A 16,864-nucleotide genomic window follows, 5' to 3' on the forward strand; every position below is an offset into this window, starting at 1 on the left:
GCTTTCCTGGTAGAAAATAATAGTGACCAGTATTTACAGTCAAAATAGTGTAGAAGATAGCGTCGCCTGGACTGATCCTGGGTGAACATTGTGTCAATTTTGCTTAAGCATTGATAGTTGGTGCCTGTCCATAAATGGACTTTTTTCCCAATTCCTGTGTCGCTATGAAAAATAAAAATGCTCACATATGCCTAATATGCTGAGCTTTTTATTTTTCTATGCTCCTCGGAGTCTGCGCTCACCTGAACTCGAACAAAAAATCTCATTTCTGGACAGACACTGGTTGGCTCATTGTTTGTATTCTGCAGTTATTCTCAAAATTGATACAATGTTCATGAGAAATGCGGGCTATCCTTTTTCAAACCGGAAAGTCTGATCCGGATCGATTACGGCCAGAACACGGATGGCACAACCTTCACCTCCCTGCCAGCGCCAGGGAAAGGCCATAAAAGTACAGCGCTTGCCGGTTACTTTGTTCAGATCGCCACCCACGTTTTCAATACCGGGAATGCTTCCCTTGACCATCAGGGTTTTATGTCCTGCTTCCCAGTCGGGAAAATCTTCCTTGGGATCACGGCCGAAATATTCCTTATACTCTTCAATGAGGTGTGGATGGGTTGGGCCAAGACCGTGATCCACAAGTTTTGTGGCCATGGGATGGTCATTTGCCTGCACATCGTATCCGACCATTTTCACTTTTTTGTCCACAAGCCACTGGGCACCATCCCTGTAAATTCCAGGGGAATAGGCATAGTATTCATCGGTATCAGCCATCTTGGTGTGCATTCCCGTGTTGATCATGACAATGTCACCTTCACGGATTTTCGGGCGGGCATTTTCCAGGTCTTCGGCGGTAATGACTTCCCATTTTTTCTTGGGAATTGAAACGGCGACACCGGTTCCAAAGAATCGCCAGAGGGGATAGCCCATGAGGCAGGGAGTGTTTTCAGTAACATGCAGGGGAGCATCCATATGAGTACCCCTGTGCATGATACCTTCAAATTCTGTCATATAAACGCCGTCTTTGGCATGGAATTTTTTCACATGGACATTGATACCGGGAGTGGATGGCCATTCCGGCATATGATGTCCCCACGGCTGACTCAGATTGTATATCTGTAAACTCATTATTTTCTCCTCCTGACTATTCTGATTTTCCGGGTTCAATCCTGCAGTTGCCGGTGGGGTCGGTGATGGCGACGAATCGAACCTGGCATGCATCACCGTGTTTCCAGTTCCAGGGCGCGGCGTAAAGGGTGGCCCGTTTGCCCACCATGGTTTTAACATCGCCACCCACCTGTTCAATAGTGGGAATACCTGCGGCCAGGATAGTCTTGTGGGCAATATTCCATTCAGGATGTTCTTTCTTTGGATCAAGCCCGGTTTCATCCTCGTATTTCGCAGTGAGCCGGTTCATCAGCGGCCCACCGCGATGCGGGCCGAGGGAAGTCGCCAGGGGGTGGTCTATCTGGGGTGTATCCATGGCCACCAGCTTGCAACCTTTATCAACAAGCCATTGGGCGCCTTCTTTGGAAAGTCCCGGAGATTCCCCGAAATATTCCAGGCTGTCGGAGTATTTTTCATGCCAGCCTGTAACGATGACAACAAAATCATTTTCCTGGATTACCGGAGTTGCCTTTTCCAGGTCTGCGGCTGTGACCAGTTCCCATCTTTTTTTGGGGATATCGAGAATAACGCCGTTTCCAAAAAAGTGTTCCAGGGGAATATCCGCTGCCCCGGCACCTTTCTGAATGAGATGCAGGGGGCTGTTCATGTGGGTTCCGGAATGCATGATCATTTTCAGCCGTTGGGCCATAACACCATGCTGAGCATGTTTGACCGAACGGTACATGATGACATCGGGAATACCTGGCATGGAAGGCGCGTTATGCCCCCACAGGTGACTGAGTTCGACCATTTGTAACCCACTGTAAGGGTCTGTTGTAACTGCTGTCATAATTTTCCTCTCCAAGATGCAGTATCAGGGGGTAACCTGAGTACTTATCCTTTGTTATCCCGTTTGCCGGGGTGAAAATGGTATCAAGGTAGTTTGTAAAGTTATCCAACCGAGGATAATTGTATGTAATCGTGATCGGTTCTCAGGCCGACCAGAACAGAAATCTGTCGGAAGATGTCAATTTGTAAAAAAAAGGTGTGTACTGGCATTCCGCCAGGGTTTGCCGATTATTATTGCCGGAACTGTATGAATGAGTGGCAGATAATACACTGTTTTAGTGCCTTACTCCTGAATTTCTGTCATAAAAAATAAGAAATCAGGGAAGGTGTTTTGAAATTAAATAGTTAGATTTATTTCCAAGGCACTTGTATCCCCTTGTGGGGTGTTAGCCCCCATTTCTCAGAGACAGTTCCGTATGTTGGAATTGACAAACTTCTATATGAAACTAATATTACACCCGCAATGGTTGAAGTCAAGGATAAATTGTATGTAATAATTTATGTTTTGTATTGTTGTTTTTGTGCTAATGACGTAATGTTAGCAGGGTTGATTTCCGACCGGGGAACAGCTGATAATATGATGTGCAGAGGGTTTTGAAACAGGAGAAAGTCAGGACGTTTTATGGATGAAACAGGATTATATGATTGTCCGATGCCCGAGACCTTCAGGGACAAAGCGGGCATGCTTGTATTTCTCGCCTGGCTTTTTTATCTTGGTTTTGTTGCCAGAATGCTGTTTGCACCGCTCATGCCAGAAATTGAGGCGGAACTGGGAATCAGTCACAGTGATGCGGGGATGCTGTTTCTTATGATGTCTTCGGGATATCTGCTTGCACCCCTCTGTTCAGGTTTCATTTCCTCGAGAATTGAACATCTCGGCACCCTGAAATTGTCGGCGTGGCTCACGGGTCTGGCTTTGCTCCCTTTCAGTTTTATAACTACCCGTGAAGGCATTGGATTGCTGTTGATGATTGTGGGATTTGCGGGTTCGCTCCACCTGCCTTCCGCGATTGCAACAATTACTGCAGAAATCCAGAGGTCAGACTGGGGAAAAGGTCTCAGTGTTCATCAGCTGGCCCGCCGTTGAGTTTTGTTTCAGCACCCTTGATTGTCGCAACCCTTCTGCAGTGGTTTACCTGGCGAACGATTTTACTGATTTGGGCCGGAATTGCCCTAATTACTGCATTTGTTTACACCATGAAAGGGAAGGGTGGTGCTTTTCCAGGAAAGGAAATCACAATAAAAAATGCGAAGGAAGTTGGGAGTAATCCCTCCTTCTGGATTATGGTCCTGCTTTTTGCCATGGCGGTTGGAGGAAATGCAGGAATTTTTGCAATGCTGCCTCTTTTTTTTGTCACAGAGCGGGGCTTTGATCTTACTTCGGCCAATATAATCATTGGACTCTCCCAGTTATCCGGAATTTTATTTGTTTTTCTTGCCGGCTGGTTGACTGATCGTGTCGGGCAGAAAACAGTAATGGCGGCAACACTTTTTTTCACAGCAATACTGACAATTCTGCTGGCTGTTGTGAAAGGGAAAATGCTGGTGATTGTTCTTTTTTTGCAGCCGGCTGTACTTTCCGCATTTTTTCCGGCAGGGTTTGCGGCAATTTCACGTACAGCACTTCCGGCCCTGCGCAGTGTGACCAACAGCCTGGGGCCGCCTTTGTCCTTTTTGCTTGGGGGAGGGTTGATGCCTGTGATAATAGGGTATATGGCCGAGTCATACTCGTTTTCTTCAGGGATTCTCTTAGCTGGCTGTTTTATGATGATGGGGCCTTTGTGTGTTTTTTTCCTGAGGCTGGGCGAAAGTGACGAACTGGATGGATGTTGAAAGAAGATGTATATTCAATAAAGAGAGATTATTTCAGTTATGGCCACCTTGGGATATTGTTTTTTCGTCCGATAGCTGTGTCACAGGAAATTGTAAAATGCTCACAAGCAATTAATATGCTGCGCTTGTTAATTTTCCTGTTTTTTGACCTTGAACGAAAATTCTAATTATTCAAGGCACCCTTATATAATCAATGGGAGAGAAGAAAAATGTTACAACCGATTCAGTCTATTCTTTTTGCAACCGATCTTACGGAAAACTGCCAGGCTGCTTATGATTTTACCTTGGCCCTGGCAACACAGTTTAAAGCCACCATTTACCTGCTGCATGTAATTGAACCTCTGCCTGAAAATCTTGATGGGCGTTTGAAAACCCTGCTTGGAAAACACCAGTGGGAAGATATGGTTCATTCACAGCAGACCAATGTTCGTCGTTCACTGCTTGGTAAAAAATCCACGAATGTTGTTGTGCGGGAAGCGTTGACCAAGTTTTGTAATAACAGTGGCATTGATGAGAGTGAATGTGACTTCCAGTCTCGGGAAATAATCATCAGCGATGGTGATGTGGAAGAGGAAATTCTCAAACATGCCCGGGAAAATGAATGTGATCTTATTGTGCTTGGTGCCCATAAAACTGTATTTTCAAAAACGTCAGTAGGCAGCAAGACAAAAAATGTTCTTAAACAGGCCGGGGTTCCGGTTACGGTAGTTCCTCCGAGAGATTAACAGTTTTTAAAAGGAAAAATGACAGGAAACCGGACAATTAAATTGTATGCATTGACGACCTGCAGTCATTGCCGTGCAATAAAAGAAATGTTTGAAACTGAAGGTATTACATTTGACTATGTGGATGTCGATCTTTTAAGAGGGAAGGAGCGCAGGGAAATGATCGAGGAGGTCAGAAAGTATAACAGGAGGTGTTCCTTTCCGACATTGCGGGTGGATGACAAAGTTATAGTCGGATACAGGGAAAAGGAGATAAGGGAGGCGCTGGCTGCTGGATGAAAGCTGAAAACCTTTTGGAAAATTTGCGGGAATTTCAGGAGAAACAGGGGTATTTTTTTAACAGGAACAGGGAATTGACCCTTGATCTGTTAAGAGGCCTGTTGAGCAACAGGGAGCGATATGGCTATATGTCATGTCCCTGTCGTCTTGCCTCCGGAGATTATGAGAATGACAGGGATATTATCTGTCCCTGTGAATATCGTGAGCAGGATGTTGCAGAATATGGCAGCTGTTACTGCAATTTGTATGTTGCGGAAAACTATAAAAAAGATGGAGAATCTGAAGTTGTAGTTCCGGAAAGAAGACCGGTTGAGAAGATGTGTTGACGCGTCTGTTCTACTTGGTTAGTGCCTGTCCATAAATGGCCTTTTTGCCCGATTTCTGAGTCGCTACGAAAAATAAAAATGCTCTCATATGCCTAATATGCTGCGCTTTTTATTTTTCTATGCTCCTTGAACTCGAACAAAAAAATCTCATTTCTGGACAGACACGTTAAGTCCTGAAATGATGAGCGAACGCCCGTAGGGCGGTGAGTGTTAAAAAGATAATGTTAGGTTCGGAGGGAAGTAAGATGAAAACGGCAAGGCCGGGTTCAACTGTGACCATAGAATTTGTAATCAGGCTCGATGATGGCAGTGTTGTCGGAGAGGTTGGGAAAAAAAATACACTGAAATTCACCCTCGGTGAAGGAAAGCTGCTGAAAGGTCTGGAAGAAAATATCATTGGTATGGAGAAAGGCGAAAGCAAAAATATCGTACTTTCGCCCCAGGAAGGATATGGAGAGTATAATAAAGAACTGGTATTACGCCTTGAACGGGATAAAATTCCTGATGATGTGGAACTGAAGGTCGGCAGGACTATTCAATACCAGAACAGGGATGGAGAGCGGGTGAATTTTGTTGTCAATGCACTGGATGAAAACACCGTCACCCTGGATGGCAACCATCCCCTGGCTGGGCTCGATTTGACGTATGAGGTTGAACTGGTGAAGTTTCATTGAAAAAAAGGAATGAATAATAGAAACCCCCGCTTGCTGCAGGCATGCGGGGGTTTCTTGTTTGCAACAGCTGTATATTTATATCAGCCCTTACTTCTCATCAGTTCAGGCACCCATCAGCTACTCATATCCATCGGAATGTCACCAAGACCACGGTCAATATCAGTGGTGATATTTTCAATGACCTTGGAAACGCCATCTTTTTCCAGAGTCAGGGTATAGGTCCTGTCATCACCCAGACCGTCGAGCCAGAAATCACCAAAATTATTGGTTGTCTCTGTGAATGTCTCCCCACTGTCATTATCCTTTAACGTACATGTTGCACCGATAATGACCTCCTTGGCAGATGGATCATACAGAGTTCCCGCGATGAATTTCTTGGGTAATCCCTTGTAATAGACTCTTGATTTTGTGCCGGCTCCAGGGTTGAGAAGTTCCGCGTCTTTGATAAAGTCAGCAAACTCCTCCTCTTCGCCGAAGCGCAGGGCCTCGGTGGGACACTGGTCAACACAGCGGGGTACTGTCCACTCATCATCGTTGTCGAGCAGATGGGTGCAGCCTGTACATTTCTGTGCGATATTGAGCTGCTCGTTGAAATAGATGGAATTGTGGGGGCAGGTATCCGCGCATATCTTGCAGCCGATGCATTTTACCGGGTCGATGATGACAATGCCGTCATCACGCTTGTAGATGGCATCAGCTTTGCAATCAGCAATACAGGGAGCATCATCACAATGGTTACACATGAAGGGTGTATAAGTAACCTTCACGTGTGGAACATGTCCCCTGACCTTTTCCGTAAGCCCGATCCAGAACTGTCCAGTATCCGGCTGGGGTTTGGCGTAGGGGGTCCAGTCATTGGCTACATGCTCGTCTTTGCAGGCAATCTGGCAGCAGTAGCAACCATTACAAATGGACAGGTCTACGGTAAAAACTTTCATTATTTATCACCTCCATCAACAATCCAGGCATCAAAACGAAGCCCTGCTGCCGGGTCATATTTTCTTGCAAATGCTTCAGGGTAATCTCTTCTCCACTGGTCCATCTCTTCTCCACTGACCTTCTGGACTTCAACCAGGTAGCCGCCACCGATCTGGCCGACGCAGTTTTCTGAAGTAATGGCTCCAGGGGTAATGGTGTTAATGGCACCACCACGTTCAATCTCACCGGTTTTGATGGGATCGTGTCTTGCTCCATGGTCCACATAGGTAACGCCGGGACGGACACGTTCCGTTACATAGGCTCCTGCCAGTACAATTCCACGTTCGTTGAAAACTTTGACAATATCACCGGTTTTGATACCTCGTTTTTCCGCTTCCGTCGGATGCATCCAACATGGTTCGTACTTGTATCCGTCGGGACCGGTGACCTTCATGGTCGGTGTTTCACGGGTCCAGGTGATATCGTCACACTGGGCATGGACACGCCAGCGGCCATGGTTGGACATGATGAGAAGCGGGAACATCTTTGCCCGATGACTCGACAGTCTTTCATCATGGTTATGACTCTTTTCGACCCAGCGAGGAATGGGGCCGCGTTCCTTGTCATCCGGATAGGCTTTGGCCAGAGCCTCGGAGTAGAACTCCAGTTTACCGGTGGGAGTATTGAGTTTATGTTTCTCAGGATCATTGTAAAATTCCCTGAATCCTGGAGGATCATCTTCCCAGTCAGGGGCTGTATTATAGATCCAGTAGCTTTTTTCCTTCAGCTGTTCCCAGGAAACCAGTTTCTCGCCACCCATATACCCCCAGATTGCCTTCTGCAGGTCTTCGGTAGTTTTTCCATCAGTCATCTGGTCATACATCCCTTCAAACTGTTTGGCGACTTCACGGACACATTCGGCATCACTTTTTGATTCTCCGATTGGCTCAATGGCTTTTTCCGTGATCATGATATTGGGCTGCATGGTACCCTGGCGGATATTAGTGACAATATCGTCTACTTCCATATAGGTATTGGCCGGTAATACGATGTCACCGTAAATACAGTCATTTTCAAACCAGGGGTGCTGAACGACAATACATTCGATTTCAGGACTCTGCATGGCCAGTTCTGTTTCATGACCGTAATTCCAGCAGGTAATTCTGCAGGGACTGTCGGCCCAGATCATATGGATCCTTGAACCTTTTTTCTCCTCCTCGATGGGAAAAACATAATGCTCAAACTGGTCATGGACCAGGGCATTCTGAGCACCGGTTCCCCTGAACGTGACTGGTTCATCGGAGAGGATTGCATTCTGGATCAGAGTCTTGGGGATAACCTGCTGCTGCCATGCCGAAACGGCACTGAGAACAGGCAGGGCAAGGCGCTCTTCAATCTCTGGATTCCAGAAGAAGGTTCCCCCCAGTCCTTCCGCTCTCGGTAGTCCGAAATAGGTGAACTGGTGCTGGTGGACACCGGGGCCACCAAGGCCCTGCATCCCAAGAAGAATGCACTCAAGACGGGCGGGTTCATGGGAGAAGGGCCCCCTGATGAAACCGCCTCCGAAATAGTGGGCGATTGAGGTGGTTTTCGCTGCGAACTCACGGGCCAGGGCCTTGATGGTCCAGACCGGGACACCGCATTTTTCCGAAGCCCATTCAGGGGTCTTCGGCACATCGTCCTCCTTACCGAGAACATAGTCTGCTACTTTGTCCATACCCACGGTATGGGTTTTGACATACTCCTTGTCGTAGGTGCCTTCCGTGAGCCACATGTAAATAATGGCAAGCTGGAGAGCGGCATCGGTGTTGGGCAGGACCGGAATCCATTTGTCCGCATGGATGGCGGCACCGTAGTTGCAGTCCGGACAGATATAGACCTGCTTGATACCTATTTCGGTGAAATAGTAGCAGAGACGGCTGGCAAACTGGCCGACAAAACCCCAGGGAGTGGTTTCAGGATCACAGCCCCAGAAGAGGACCATGTCCGCATGCTCAATGGTGTCTTTGACGATATTTGCCGCCGGATACATGATGCCTTGGGCGCCCTGGCCCCAGACATGTTTGGCTCCCCAGTACCAGCCTTCCCAGCTGTCAGGGTTTCTTACCTGCAGGGTAAAGCCTCCCAGGTATTCCAGCAGTACACCCGGATGTCCGTGGGGCGTGTTGATGGTTTTACATTCACCGTGACCGTCACCCTGCATGAGGATGGCGTTATAACCATATTTTTTATGAACCCGCCTGATTTCATCGGCAATAAGCTTGGTTGCCTCGTCCCAGGAAATTCGCACATATTTTGATTTACCGCGGTTCTGCGTATTTCTCTCTCCATTAGGATCCCAGTCCACCCGTTTCATGGGAAACTGAATACGATTGGGAGAGTAGACGCGTTTTTTATAGGCGAGGGAGAAGGGGCCGGGAAGCGATTTCCAGGTTGGCTCGATGGTCTTGCCGTTACGCTCCATTTTCCACTGGCGAACCTCTTCTTTTTTGTATTTCCAACCGTACCGCATTGGCCGGATACGGACAATCTTACCGTCTTTGACATCCACCATACCTTCGGCTCCACCACCGAAGTAACCGCCGAGGCCAAGGGATCTCAAGACTGTTTTGTCTTTTGTTTTGATTGGTTTCATCGATACTTATCTCCTCTGGGAAAAATTACAGAACCAGCATGCTGCTCTCTGCATGCTGAGTCGCCCATCACGCCAGCTGTATGAAAAATTACATGCAATTAAGATGCATATACATATTCTCTGCAAAAGTAGTGCAAGAAATTATGGTCCAGTTTTACATGAAATCCCTGGGCTGTCAATGTTTTTTTGGTTAAATTCCGGCTGTAAAGGATAGATAATTGGTAGCTACGCAAAAGTAGAAATTCTGGATTGCATGTAATAATGGGATATTGGGGGTGTTCCTGACTAATTCAAGCGTTTTTTTCTCCTGCTCCTGATTCGCTGGCCAGTCGGACACGGGTCTTTACAGGTTGCACAGACACCAGAACATCTACTGCCGCCACGGGTTCCACAGCCATAACCACAGGTGCCGCATCCGAGAGGGGGATGGATTCCATTGCCGCTCAGACGGAAACTGAAACCGTCACTTTCAATAGAAATTGGACCATACTTTTTGAGGAGAATGCGATCTATGACATATGTAATGCCATCCAGTTCGATGACAGTGTCGTTGGAAAGGGCTTCTTCAAAGGCGAGTCCGAAAGAGCGCATGCCGCAGCCACCCATTTTCAGGAAAATTCTGACGGGTGAGTTTTTCCTTGTCTTGAGGTGATCCGCTATGGTTTTGTGGGCGATCGGACTTATTTTCAGGGATTTCACGAGTTTCACGTCTCCTTTATTGTAATTGGTCACAGGATTTGTAACTCTGTGTTTTCATCTACCTTAACCCTGATTACTTACCCTTGATTTACTGATACCTGAGTCCTGCGATTGGCAAGTCTGGAGTTTGCGCTTACCAACCAAAGATGGAGGTACCTATGGAGCTGGAGTTCAGGATCCAGGCGGTATTTCAGGTAAATACCAAAAGGTAGCCTGATAAGGAGTATCTACTGTATAATATATTGCATGTAAAATGAGTGTCAAGGGTTCCTGAGAAGGATTCCCGGGTTACGACATCCGGCCGACCGGGGCGATTATTTTTCGATTTTCCATGGTCCGGCAGGTCTGATGTTTAGTTGACAGAGTTCCCTGAATAGAATAAAAAAAGGGAGTTGCTTCCCCGGGTTAAGAAGGAAATTCCCCTGGCAGGGCCGTAAATGGCATAAAAACAAGTATTTTTCTGCCTTGAACAGGCATTCAGGATGTTATGTAATATGAATGAGAATATTGAATTGAAAAAACACAGCAATCTTACCCTGAAGGTGTATCAGCGAATAATAGAGTTGATGCTCAACTATGAAATCGTTCCCGGGCAGAGACTTGTTTTCATAGATCTGGCAAAGCAGCTTGGTGTCAGCCGAACACCGGTGAATAACGCCCTCAGCATTCTTGCCCAAGAGGGGTACCTGGATTTTGTCCCGAACCAGGGTTACTCCGTGCATAAACTGACACGTAAGGAGGCGCAGAATCTCTTTGAAATCAGGGAAATTTTGGAGGTCGGTTTTCTTGGAAAAGCAATCAGAAAGATGACTGAAGGGAAAATTCAGAATGTAAGGGAGCGAAAGCTCGATTATGAAAAGGCAATATCAAGTCATGTTGACAGAAAACTCTTTATTCTTGATGCCGCCTTTCATGCATCTATAATAGATATGGCAGAAAATGACATTCTCTCAGCCCGTTACAGGGATATCTGCCAGAAAATATTTCTGCGTTTCCGGACTGAGGATTTGAGAATGAACCGTATCATGGAGATAAAAAAGGAGCATAATGATCTTTATGAGGCGGTAAGGATAAAAGATGTTGAACGGGCTAAGGAACTGGTCAGAATGCACCACAAGTCATCAAGAAACAATCTCTTCCCTATTATCTTTCCAGGAGAATAAGCGCAGTTAGTATTTTCTCCAGGTCTTTGCAGTAACTTCTCCATGTTTGACACCCGGTACGACTTGTCTTAATCTTTCGTTCCGGGAAGTCATTTCCTTTCGTACCATTTCTTACTTTCAGCAAAGGAGTCATTATATGAAACTGATCAGTTTCAAGGTAGCGGGAAAAGAGCGGCTCGGAGTGGTCAATGATCAAATGGAGATTGTCGATCTTTCCCTTGCGCTGAAAGACCAGAAAAACATTCCTTCCTCCATGCTTGAGTTTATCTGTCTGGCTGAAAAAGGAATAGAACTGGCGCTTCGTGCACTTTCAGTCTGTAACGAAGAAGCTGTTGTTTCCGCAGAAGAAATTTCTTTTCTACCTCCTGTCCCTCTTCCGGGGAAAATCTGTGGTGTGGCTCTGAACAATTCTGCCAGTAATAATAGAAAGATTTCAGCGCCGGATCATCCCGCCTTTTTCCTGAAGCCATCGTCCTGCCTTGTTGGGCATCGGGAACCTGTGACTGTCCGGACCTGTTACGGCAGTGTTCATCCTGAGCCTGAACTGGCAGTGATTATAGGGAAAAAGACAAAAGACGTGGATGCTGTGGATGCTCTCAACTCTATTTACGGGTACTCAATTTTTAATGATATCACCGGGAATGGGATGCGGGCGGAGGATCTATTCCATTATCAGGCGCTTTATGCTGCCGCAGACGACCCCAGTCGTATTGAGAAACGGGAACAGCATCTTTCCTATGCCGGACGCTATAAGGGAACTGACAATTTCGGGGTGTTGGGTCCCTGGCTGGTGACAAGGGATGAGGTGAAGGATCCTGACAATCTCCAGGTGGGATGCCGGGTTGCCGGTGAACTGGTTGCCGAAGATAATACCCGTTTTTATAATTACAAGGTAGCGGAGATTGTCAGTTTTATCAGCCAGTTCCAAACCCTTTTTCCCGGTGATATTATATCATGCGGAACGGCCTTTCAGCCGGGGAAAACCAGGAAGTCAATCCATCATGCCAATCTGCTTGTCACCGGCGGGCCCATGGAGATCACAATCGAATCCTTAGGCAGTCAGTATAATGATGTAGTTATAGAGGAAAAGGAACTGGGAGCCTGGAGGCTGGATTGACATGAGAAAAAAGGAGAAAAACGACTATGAAAACCAGGTTGATCTGCAGTTCCCACAGCCCTCTGCTCTATTGTTTTAAAAAAGAACCGGAAGACTGGCAAAAACTGCAGCAGACATTTGAAAAAAGTGCGGAGGCCATTCGGGTCTTTGATCCTGAGCTGGTTATTGCCTTTGGATCTGACCATTTCAATGGATTTTTCATGGAAAACATGCCCGCTTTCTGTGTTGGCTTTCAAGCGTGGGCGGAGGAGGATATAGGTGGTTTTTCAGGGCCCCTTAATGTACCTGCGGAAATGGCGCAAAGAATGGTCATTGCTCTTCGTGAAAACAATATTGATCCTGCTGTTTCCCATCGGATGACAGTTGATCATGCTTTCTCTCAGACGATTCACATAATGTTGGGCGGACTGGATATCCGACCGGTTATTCCGGTTTTCATAAATTGTATAACTACACCCTTTGTTCCATTTGCCCGTTCACGGCTCCTTGGTGAAGCGGTGGGGCGCTTTGCAGCCAATCTGGATAAAAGAGTTCTTTTCCTCTCTTCCGGCGGGATGTCCCATCACCCGACTCGATATTATCCTGTCCTGGGGGAGGGGGAAGAGAAAGTAACCGCCTGGCAGGTGTCGGGGGGAAAGGATCCTGCGTCTCTTTCCCGTGAGGAGTGGTTGCATCGTCTTGATGTCATGCATCGGGAGGGTGCCGAGATGATTGCCAGGGGTGAAAGGACCGCTGCTCAGATGCATCTCAATGAAGAGGCGGATCGCCGTTTTCTCGATATCCTGATCTCAGGTAATCTTGAGGAGTTTGATCGATGGGACCAGGAGAAACTTGTGGCCGAAGCGGGGATCGGTTCCATGGAACTGCATACCTGGATAGCGGGAGCTGCTGCCCATATGGCAGCTGGAGGATCATCCCCGGAGCTGGGCTTTTACAGTGTGACGCCGGAGCTCGGTATTGCTGCCGGAATAGTGTACGGGGAATAGTACCTGTGGAAAGACTGCTCATAGGTGTTGCTCCTAATGGTGCCCGCAGAACAAGGCAGGATCATGGGGCTTTGCCCCTTACGCCTCTTGAACTGGCAAGAACCGCGGCCGCCTGTGCTGAAGCCGGAGCAGCCATGTTTCACCTCCATGTCCGGGATAAACGGGGGAGGCACAGTCTTGATCCTGAGCTCTATCGTCGGGCCATGACAGAGGTGGAGGCGGCGGTGGGGGAAGCAATGGTGATCCAGGTTTCTTCTGAAGCGGCGGGAATATACGGGCCTGACGAACAGATCGAACTGATGGGCCGGCTTGCTCCACGTTGCATCTCCATAGGACTTTGTGAATTTTTAGGGGACTGCCGCTATGTTGACCGGGCGAAGGATTTTTTATATTCACTTTTCCTTAATGGAACCGGGATCCAGTTCATTCTGTACAGTCCTCATGAGGTGTCTCTTTACGAAGATTTCAGTAGACAGGGAGTGTTACCGGGGGAGAATCATTTTCTGCTTTTTGTTGTGGGCAGTTACCAGGGAGGAGAAGATACTGCATATTCGCTTGAACAATACCTGGCGGCACTGAGAGGAAAAAACAGCTGGATGGCTTGTGGTTTTGGTATCAATGAACATCGGGTTATCAAAGAGGCGATGAAACTGGGAGGTCATGTCAGAATCGGTTTTGAGAATAATCTCCATCGGCCTGACGGTTCAGTTGCAAAAAACAATGAGGAACTTGTACAAATGGCAGTGGAAGTTGCTGCTGCAATGGATCGAAAACCAGCTGATGGAGATTTTGCGAGATCACTGTTTCAAACGGGACTGTCGGCGGAGGGTCCCCATGGCGACAGGTGATTCTTTTAATCTGAATTATTTTTATGCAGTTACCTTTAATTTTAGCACAAAAAATTGAATACCTACGAAGCTTAACCTGACAATGATATCATTCCCATATTTCCTGGTTGGCTGAGGATCAAGGGAAATCAGACAAAATACTACACAGATCCAGGGCGTTGTTGTGAAAACATTTTCATGAGTTTGAGAGAGGAAATTATGATTGAACAGTATCGAAAAGAGATGAAGAATCGAAGTGAAGCGGGTATCCCACCTCTGCCGATGACCCCAAGACAGGTGCAGGAACTGACCATCCTGCTTGAAGCGGGTCACAAAGAGAGTGATTTCCTCCTGAACATCCTGGAGACAAGAGTGGAACCCGGGGTCAGCAAGGCAGCGAAGGAAAAGGCATTCTGGCTTGAAGAAGTGGCTTTCGGTCGGCGGTCTGCGGTGGCAGTTTCTCCGAAAAAAGCGGTGGAGATGCTGGGCGTTATGGAAGGTGGGTATAATGTCGCAGCCCTTATTCGACTCCTTGACACTGAGTTGGCTGATATTGCCGCATCCGGGTTGAAGCGGACGATTAAAGTGTACGAGGCCTTTGATCAGGTGACAGCACTGGCGGAGGATAATATTCATGCCATGGCTGTGTTGGAATCGTGGGCTGCAGCAGACTGGTTTTTTGCAGAAAAATCACTACCCGAGAAAATTGAATTTACCGTCTATAAGGTGGAAGGAGAGATCAACACTGATGATTTTTCGCCGGGAAATCAGGCCCAGTCAAGGGCAGATATTCCCCTGCACGCCACTTTTTTCGGAAAGACCAGGTTCCCGGACGGGATTGATACAATCTTGAAATTCCGTGGCCGAAAACACAAAGTTGCCTTTGCCGGGGACGTGGTGGGAACTGGCTCGTCAAGGAAATCGGCCATTAACTCCCTGGTCTGGCATATCGGTGAGGATATGGACTATATTCCCAACAAAAGGACGGGGGGAATTGTCCTTGGAGGAATTATTGCTCCCATTTTTTATGCTACGGCCAGAGATGCAGGTGTACTCCCTCTTGAATGTGAGGTGACCGCACTGCAGACAGGAGATGAAGTGGTTCTTGATCTGCTGACCTGGCAGATGAAATTGGAGGATGGTCGGAAAGTAGAGGTTACAACTCCACCAGTAACTCTGCTTGATGAGTATCGGGCGGGAGGACGTCTCAATCTGATTATCGGTCGCAACCTGACCCGACAGGCATGCAGTTATCTCGGGGTGGAAGAACCGGAATTCAGTGAAGTGGAAAATCCAGTACCGGCGGCAGGGCAGCCGTATACATTGGCTCAGAAAATGGTGGGACGGGCTTGCGGCTTGGACGGTGTTCTGCCTGGTACTGTCTGCCAGCCAAAAATAACTACCGTCGGTTCCCAGGATACAACCGGTCCCATGACCATGCAGGAGATTGCTGAGTTGGCCTGCCTGAGTTTTAAAACTGATCTTTTTATGCAGTCGTTCTGCCATACGGCAGCCTATCCCAAGGCTGCTGATCTTGAACGGTGGGAAACCATGACGGAAACGGTGAAAAGCTGTGGTGGTCTGGCTCTCAAACCGGGGGACGGAGTTATCCACTCCTGGCTGAACAAGATGCTGGTTCCCGACTGTGTTGGTACCGGTGGTGATTCCCATACCAGATTCCCCCTGGGTATTTCCTTTCCAGCCGGTTCCGGTCTTGTCGCTTTCGCCGGTGCCCTGGGTTTTATGCCGCTGGAGATGCCGGAGTCAGTCCTTGTTCGTTTCACGGGAACACGAAGAGCAGGTATTACCGTAAGGGATATGGTGAACAGTATTCCCCTGGAGGCAATCCGCAGGGGATTGCTGACCGTGGAAAAAAAAGGCAAAAAAAATATTTTTGCGGGAACTGTTCTGGAAATTGAAGGGATCGACGACCTGACGGTGGAGGAGGCTTTTGAGTTAAGTGATGCTTCTGCTGAACGAAGCGCAGCTGCCTGTGCCCTTGCCTTACCTCTGGACCGTGTGGTGGAAAATGTTGAAGCAAACGTCCGTGTACTTGAGCAGCTTCTTGCCGAGGGATACGGTGACAGTCAGGCTCTTTCAAGGAGAATAGCGGCTCAGAAACAATGGCTGGCCGCGCCTTCCCTGCTCCAGCGGGACGAGAATGCGGAGTACCGCCATGTGCTGGAGATAGACCTGGATGCGATTACGGAGCCGATTCTTGCCTGCCCCAATGATCCTGATGATGTACGGGAATTGAGTGAGGTTGCGGGAGCATCAATTGAAGAGGCTTTTATCGGTTCCTGTATGACTCACCTCAGTCATCTCAGGGCAGCTGCCCGTTTTCTCGATAATGGGTATGCAGAGAGCAGGATCTGGGTTGCTCCTTCCACCAGACTCGACAGGGACATTATTCAGAAAGAGGGAGGACTCAGTGCCTATGCTAAAGCCGGTTGCAGGGTTGAAATTCCTGGATGCAGCTTGTGCATGGGAAATCAGGCCAGGGTGCGGCCAGGTGCCACTGTGATTTCCACTTCCACCCGGAATTTTGATAACAGGCTGGGGGATGGAGCGCAGGTCTATCTGGCGTCTACGGAACTGACTGCCATCAGTGGTATGCTCGGACGGATTCCGGAAGTTGAGGAATATTTTACTCTTTTCAGGGAAAAGACACAGTAATGTAGGGGAAGAGGCTGTTGGGCATAAAGAATTATCTGTTCAGGTGGTGT

Annotated in this window: 16 protein-coding genes; 11 read left to right on the forward strand and 5 right to left on the reverse strand. The window is 47.8% G+C overall.

Annotation, left to right across the window (positions count from 1 at the left end; all coding sequences use genetic code 11):
• Positions 1-348: 348 nt before the first annotated feature.
• The gene (locus tag LO777_RS19555; protein WP_228855493.1) at positions 349-1,128 is read right to left on the reverse strand and encodes a cyclase family protein; all 780 of its coding nucleotides are present in this window, start codon (positions 1,126-1,128) and stop codon (positions 349-351) included.
• Positions 1,129-1,144: 16 nt separating this feature from the next.
• A complete protein-coding gene (locus LO777_RS19560) occupies positions 1,145-1,957 on the reverse strand; it encodes a cyclase family protein (protein WP_228855494.1) in 813 nt (270 codons plus the stop codon).
• Between the two features lie 621 nt (positions 1,958-2,578).
• Between LO777_RS19560 and LO777_RS19565 the strand changes: the two genes are divergently transcribed.
• The 6 genes from LO777_RS19565 to LO777_RS19590 all read left to right on the forward strand — a co-directional run bounded on the left by LO777_RS19565 (position 2,579) and on the right by LO777_RS19590 (position 5,793).
• Positions 2,579-3,043 carry an MFS transporter gene (locus LO777_RS19565; protein WP_228855495.1) on the forward strand — a complete coding sequence of 155 codons (465 nt, stop codon included), beginning with the start codon at positions 2,579-2,581 and terminating at the stop codon, positions 3,041-3,043.
• Between the two features lie 17 nt (positions 3,044-3,060).
• On the forward strand, positions 3,061-3,789 hold the full coding sequence (locus LO777_RS19570; protein ID WP_329955762.1) for an MFS transporter: 729 nt from the start codon (positions 3,061-3,063) through the stop codon (positions 3,787-3,789).
• A gap of 209 nt (positions 3,790-3,998) precedes the next feature.
• Entirely contained in the window at positions 3,999-4,514 is a 516-nt protein-coding gene (locus LO777_RS19575; protein ID WP_228855497.1) for a universal stress protein, read from the forward strand.
• A gap of 18 nt (positions 4,515-4,532) precedes the next feature.
• The gene (locus LO777_RS19580) at positions 4,533-4,793 is read left to right on the forward strand and encodes a glutaredoxin family protein (protein ID WP_407929089.1); all 261 of its coding nucleotides are present in this window, start codon (positions 4,533-4,535) and stop codon (positions 4,791-4,793) included.
• Positions 4,790-5,119, forward strand: a complete 330-nt coding sequence (locus tag LO777_RS19585) for a ferredoxin-thioredoxin reductase catalytic domain-containing protein (protein ID WP_228855499.1) — start codon at positions 4,790-4,792, stop codon at positions 5,117-5,119. The genes LO777_RS19580 and LO777_RS19585 overlap by 4 nt, the downstream gene beginning before the upstream one ends.
• 245 nt (positions 5,120-5,364) lie before the next feature.
• Positions 5,365-5,793, forward strand: a complete 429-nt coding sequence (locus LO777_RS19590) for an FKBP-type peptidyl-prolyl cis-trans isomerase (protein WP_228855500.1) — start codon at positions 5,365-5,367, stop codon at positions 5,791-5,793.
• Between the two features lie 113 nt (positions 5,794-5,906).
• Here the strand turns inward: LO777_RS19590 and LO777_RS19595 are convergent, their stop codons facing one another.
• From LO777_RS19595 to LO777_RS19605, 3 genes are all read right to left on the reverse strand, one after another.
• Positions 5,907-6,731 carry a 4Fe-4S dicluster domain-containing protein gene (locus LO777_RS19595; protein ID WP_228855501.1) on the reverse strand — a complete coding sequence of 275 codons (825 nt, stop codon included), beginning with the start codon at positions 6,729-6,731 and terminating at the stop codon, positions 5,907-5,909.
• Complete coding sequence (locus tag LO777_RS19600; RefSeq protein ID WP_228855502.1) at positions 6,731-9,346, reverse strand: molybdopterin-dependent oxidoreductase; 2,616 nt, start codon at positions 9,344-9,346, stop codon at positions 6,731-6,733. Before LO777_RS19600 ends, LO777_RS19595 begins: the two co-directional genes overlap by 1 nt.
• Positions 9,347-9,631: 285 nt before the next feature.
• Positions 9,632-10,054: an IscA/HesB family protein gene (locus tag LO777_RS19605; RefSeq protein ID WP_228855503.1), complete on the reverse strand. Its 423-nt coding sequence runs from the start codon at positions 10,052-10,054 to the stop codon at positions 9,632-9,634.
• 485 nt (positions 10,055-10,539) lie between these two features.
• Here LO777_RS19605 and LO777_RS19610 point away from each other — a divergent pair, with 485 nt between their 5' ends.
• The 5 genes from LO777_RS19610 (at position 10,540) to LO777_RS19630 (ending at position 16,814) form a co-directional block, all read left to right on the forward strand.
• Positions 10,540-11,208 carry a GntR family transcriptional regulator gene (locus tag LO777_RS19610; protein WP_228855504.1) on the forward strand — a complete coding sequence of 223 codons (669 nt, stop codon included), beginning with the start codon at positions 10,540-10,542 and terminating at the stop codon, positions 11,206-11,208.
• Between the two features lie 136 nt (positions 11,209-11,344).
• Positions 11,345-12,325 (forward strand): fumarylacetoacetate hydrolase family protein, encoded by a 981-nt coding sequence (locus LO777_RS19615; protein WP_228855505.1) that lies wholly within the window; start codon positions 11,345-11,347, stop codon positions 12,323-12,325.
• Between the two features lie 26 nt (positions 12,326-12,351).
• Positions 12,352-13,311, forward strand: coding sequence for a DODA-type extradiol aromatic ring-opening family dioxygenase (locus LO777_RS19620; protein ID WP_228855506.1), 960 nt, complete (start codon positions 12,352-12,354; stop codon positions 13,309-13,311).
• A 5-nt stretch (positions 13,312-13,316) separates the two neighbouring features.
• Positions 13,317-14,159 carry a BKACE family enzyme gene (locus LO777_RS19625; RefSeq protein ID WP_228855507.1) on the forward strand — a complete coding sequence of 281 codons (843 nt, stop codon included), beginning with the start codon at positions 13,317-13,319 and terminating at the stop codon, positions 14,157-14,159.
• A gap of 198 nt (positions 14,160-14,357) precedes the next feature.
• The gene (locus tag LO777_RS19630; RefSeq protein ID WP_228855508.1) at positions 14,358-16,814 is read left to right on the forward strand and encodes a bifunctional aconitate hydratase 2/2-methylisocitrate dehydratase; all 2,457 of its coding nucleotides are present in this window, start codon (positions 14,358-14,360) and stop codon (positions 16,812-16,814) included.
• Positions 16,815-16,864: the final 50 nt, after the last annotated feature.

It is taken from the genome of Desulfomarina profundi (genome assembly GCF_019703855.1).
GTDB lineage: Bacteria > Desulfobacterota > Desulfobulbia > Desulfobulbales > Desulfocapsaceae > Desulfomarina > Desulfomarina profundi.